Source organism: Streptomyces africanus, assembly GCF_002150735.1.
GTDB classification, from domain to species: domain Bacteria; phylum Actinomycetota; class Actinomycetes; order Streptomycetales; family Streptomycetaceae; genus Streptomyces; species Streptomyces africanus.
Map to the genome: position 1 here is coordinate 1 of NZ_MUKA01000486.1, position 2,708 is coordinate 2,708.

General features: G+C 74.9%; 2 protein-coding genes. One reads left to right on the plus strand and one right to left on the minus strand.

The window, feature by feature from the left end; all coding sequences use genetic code 11:
- Nucleotides 1-2,179, plus strand: a 2,179-nt coding sequence (locus CCL05_RS40440) for a SpoIIE family protein phosphatase (RefSeq protein WP_244204570.1), incomplete at its 5' end; no start/stop codon positions are given.
- Here the strand turns inward: CCL05_RS40440 and CCL05_RS40445 are convergent.
- Nucleotides 2,154-2,642, minus strand: coding sequence for a flavin reductase family protein (locus CCL05_RS40445; protein ID WP_086565573.1), 489 nt, complete (start codon nucleotides 2,640-2,642; stop codon nucleotides 2,154-2,156). The genes CCL05_RS40440 and CCL05_RS40445 overlap by 26 nt on opposite strands.
- Between the last annotated feature and the right edge of the window lie 66 nt (nucleotides 2,643-2,708).

The window sequence follows — 2,708 nt, forward strand, 5'->3', positions numbered from 1 at the left end:
CACGGCACCCGGCCCGGGTGCGGCGACCGAGCCCCTCGGTGCCGACACCCCCGGCTCCGGCACCGCCGCCCTGGTGGAGACGGCCGCTCCGGACGACGTCGCCGCCGCCCTGGCCCGCCTCGGGCAGGCCCTTGTTCGGGTGATGACACCGCCCGACCTCGCCCGGTGTCTGCTGGAGCATCTCGCGCCCGACATGGCGGCCGACGCCGTCATGATCTACGCCCGCCGGCCTGACGGCGGACTCGAACTGATCGGGCACGCCGGCATCGACGACCGGCTCGCCGCGCAGTGGAGCCAGGTGCCGCCGCTGAGCGGAATCCCGGCGCTGGAGGCGCTGGAGGCGGGCGAACCGTGCTGGCTGGAGGACATCGCCTCGCACGAGCGGCGGGACCTGCTGATCGGCGACCCGCCCGAGCGGTGGCGGTCGCGCGCCTGGCTGCCCGTGCTCACAGCGGGCTCGGCCCGGGTCTGCATAGGCGTGCTGCGCACCCACGCGGGGTCGTTCACGCCCCGCGACCGCGCGCATCTGCGGGGCGTCACCGGGCTGTGCGCCGGCCGGCTGCGCGCCTTCGACGCACCGCCCGAGCGGGCCGGCGACGCCGCCACGGACGCGGTGCAGACACTGTTCGACGCGCTGCCGCTCGCGGCGATGCTGCTCAGCCCCCTGCGGGCCGCGTCAGGCGAGACCGAGGACTTCCGGGTGGAGGCGGCGACCGCGCGGGCGGGTGACCTGCTGGGCCGCCCCGGTGAGGAACTGGCCGGCCGGCGGCTGCTGGAGTTCCGGCCCGCGCTGACGGAGGAGCCGCTGTGGCACGGCTGCCTGCACACCCTGGCCACCGGTGAGCCGTACGAGAGCGAACCGTTCGCGCACGAGGAGGTCGTGGCGGGCATCGCGGCGCTGTCCACGTACTCGGCGCGGGTGGCGCGGCTGGACGACGCGCTGGTCGTCAGCTGGATCCGGCACGGCTCCTCCGACCGGCAGGAGCAGCGGCTGGCGGATCTCCAGCGGCTGGGCAACCTCGGCTGGGCGAACTGGAACCTGGCCACGCAGGAGGCCTCCTGGTCGACCCAGGTGTTCGCCATCTTCGGCCGGGACCCCGCGCAGGGGCCCGTGCGGCTCGCGGGGATGCCGGAACTCGCGCTGCCCGAGGACGCGCCCGCGCTGACCCGCGCCGTACGCGACCTCGTCCGGCGGGGGCGGGCGTTCGACCTGCCGTTCCGCGTCAGGACGAGCGGCGGAATCCGGCATCTGCGGCTCGTGGCCGAGGCCGTGACCGACATGCACGGCACGCCCGTCGAGGTGCACGGTGTCGTCCAGGACATGACGGCCCGGCGGCGGGCGGAGCTGGCCCTGGTCGAGAGCGAGCAGGCGATCCTCACCCAGCACGACGTGCTCCAGGCCGAGCGGACCCTGGCGTCCCGGCTCCAGCACGCGCTGCTGCCGCTGGCCAACCGGCCCGTCCACCTGGCGGGGCTGCGCGTCGAGGTCGCGTATCTGCCCGCCCAGTCGGGTGTGCACGTCGGCGGTGACTGGTTCAGCGCCGTGGAACTGCCCGACCGGGACGCGCTGCTGGTGGTCGGCGATGTCGCCGGGCACGGCGTCGACGCCGTCGCCACGATGGCCCAGCTCCGCTTCACCGCCAAGGGCATGGTCATCACGGGCTCCTCGCTGACCGGCGCGCTGGCCCGGCTGAACACGCTGCTGCTGCACTCCCGCGATTCCCACGCGACGGCCACCATGGTGCTGGCCCGGTACGACCCCGGGCAGCGCCGTCTGGTGTGGGCCCAGGCCGGGCATCCCCCGCCCCTGCTGCTGCGGGACGGCGAGGCGCGGTATCTGAACCGCCCCAAGGGCATGCTGCTCGGCGCGACCGCGGCCCCGGTCTTCGAGGAGGCGGAGTGCCGTCTCGAACCGGGCGACCGGCTCATCCTGTTCACCGACGGTCTGGTCGAGCACCCTCCGGAGAGCATCGACCGGGGTATGGAGCGTCTCGCCGAGGCCGTGGCGGCCTCGCACGCGGACGGGCCCGCGGCGCTGGGGCCGTTGCTCGCGCGGATGCTGCCGGACGAGCGGCGGGACGACGTGTGCGTCGTGGACGTCCGGGTTCCGGGAGTTCTGGAGGCTGAGCCCGGTTCGAGAGCCGGGACCCTGCTCAGTCGACCGGGTGACCGGGCTTGATGGTGTAGGCGCCGGAGAGGCGCAGCAGCGGCCCGTCGTACGCCTCGTCGCCGCCCCACTCGACCGGGTCTAGGACGAAGCCGATGTGGTCGCCGCCGCCCGCGCGCGTCACGATCCGGCCGACGAACCAGGCCGGCGCGTCCGCCAGCACGACGGCCCCGCCGTAGGCCTCGCGCAGCCGGATGCCCTCGAACTTGTCCGTCCGGTCGCCGGTCCGGCCGCCGAACCGCTCCGCGAGGCCGTGCTGTCCACGGGCGAGCAGGTGCACCGCGAGCACCTCGGCGTCCCGGGCCACCCGGAACGTGTGGTTCACCTCGGACAGCCATACGACGAACCGCACGGGATGGATCGAGCACTGCGAGGCGAATCCGACCAGGCACCCCGCCCGTGCACCGCCCGCGACGGCCGTGACGACGCACATGTCCGGGTCCAGCCGCCCGATGAACGCGTCCATGCCCGCCATGCCCACACCTCTCCTTCCGCGCGGCCGCTCCCCTCGGAAGCCCACCCGAGGGGAGCGGCCGCGCGG

What these genes read in the sequence shown, in the direction of transcription:
- CCL05_RS40445 (WP_086565573.1), bottom strand. Translation starts at nt 2,642, where the DNA reads ATGGCGGGCATGGACGCGTTCATCGGGCGGCTGGACCCGGACATGTGC.